The organism is Streptomyces sp. NPDC054863 (assembly GCF_053610825.1).
On the sequence record NZ_JBSGZD010000547.1, the window covers coordinates 1 to 1722 of the forward strand.

A 1722-nucleotide genomic window follows, 5' to 3' on the forward strand; every position below is an offset into this window, starting at 1 on the left:
CTGCCGCCGCTCGACGACGGGCACGGACCGGGACGTGCGGTCCGCTGCGCCGGCCGCGCCACGAGGCTGCCGGTCTCCGGGTGCGCCGGTCGCCGCGCGGAGCCGACGCCCGTCGGACGGTACGGGGGAGGGGGCCGGGACCCGCTCCGGAGCGGGTCCCGCAGGGGCGGCCGTCAGACGGTCGTGATCGCGGTGCGAGTGGGCCAGTTCGACCCGGGAGGAGAGGGACAGCTTCCGGAAGATCTGCCGCAGGTGGTAGTTGACCGTGTAGGGGGACAGGAACATCCGGTCGGCGGTCTCCCGGTTCGTCAGGCCCTGGGCGACCAGGTCGGCGACCGCGCGCTCGGAGTCGGTGAGGCTGGCCCAGCCGGTCGCGGGGCGATCGGCGTAGGTCCAGTGCCGGCGGCGCACACCGAGCCCCCGCAGCGTGCTGCGCATGCGGGCCGCGTCCGGGGTGCTGCAGAAGGCGTCGTACGAGTCCAGGGCGGCCAGGAAGCGCTTGACGGCACGGGCGCGGCTCTTGTCGTCGCCGTCCTTGTCTTCGCTGTTCCTGAGCAGCAGCAGCCCCAGGTCCTCCTCGGCGCGGCCCCGTGCCCAGGTGTCGCCGTGGCCGCCGGCCGCCCGGCCCAGGAGCTCGGCCGACTCCTTCAGGACGCCTTCGGCGTGTGCGGTCGCGGACGACTCCGGGTCCACCGCCCGGGTGCGGGCCGCGACCGCCTCGGCCAGCTCCCGCTGCCCGCCGTCCAGCGCGAGCCGTACCAGCCACGCGGGCGTGGCGGGCCCCGACAGCAGCAGCGACAGGGGTACGAGGCGGGTGGGCGCGGAGTCCTCGGCGTGAGGCTCACCCTCGGACGCGGCGGGCAGCGCACCGGGGCGGCCGGTGTGCGCGGGATGTTCCGCCACGGCGAGTTCGTGCAGCAGCCGCAGCGCCTCCTGCGGGCCGCCGTCCGCCTCGGTGACCCGCAGGACCGCGCGCAGGGCCCGCCCCGTGGCGTGTCCGAACCGGTCCTCCGCGAGCAGGGCCAGCAGGCGTGCGACGGTGGGCCGCGCCTGGCGCGTCCTGCCGCGGCGCAGTGCGCACTCGGCCCGCACGCTCAGCGCGAGGACGGTGTCCGTGCGGGCCCGGTCCTCGTCCGGCTCGTCGAGGACCTCGTCGGCGAGCCGCTCCGCCTCGTCCACCTCGCCGCGCTCCAGCGCCAGCGCCGCCAGCGGCGCGCGGCAGCCCGGCGGCGCGTGCCCCGCACCGGTCCGCAGGACGTCCCCGGCGTGTTCGGGCGTACCGAGGTCGAGCAGCATGGTGGCCAAGGCCGCGCGCGCGTCCCAGTGGGGAGCGGACGGCTGCGGGGCGCCGCCGCCGAGTCCCGGGGCGGCGCGGAGTTCTCCGACGGCGTCCGCGGGCCGCCCGTCGTGCCAGTGCGCACCGGCCCGCACCAGCCGGGCCACGGCCTGCGCGTGCACGGCGGCCTGGGCGGGCGCCTGCCGGGCCTGCCGGGCCAGGGCGTCGGCGGCGGACCGCGCGTGGTCGGGCCGGGAAGCGCGGCTGTCCGCGCGGACCTGTACGGCCAGGGCGCGCAGAGCGGCCTCGGGCGGGGCGGTCGGATCCGCGAGCACCGCGTCCGCACGGTCGCGGGCGGCCAGGGGGGCGCCGGTGATCAGTTCGATCTCGGCGAGGTGTGCCAGGAGTTCGGCCGCGGTCCCGGGCCGGCCGCCGCCGTCCAGCGC

1 protein-coding gene is annotated in these 1722 nt (G+C 78.4%); it reads right to left on the minus strand.

Going from position 1 to position 1722, the window contains the following annotated elements:
• The coding region (locus ACWGIG_RS38775) for a LuxR C-terminal-related transcriptional regulator (protein WP_453326427.1) at window positions 1-1722 on the minus strand (1722 nt) is incomplete at both ends.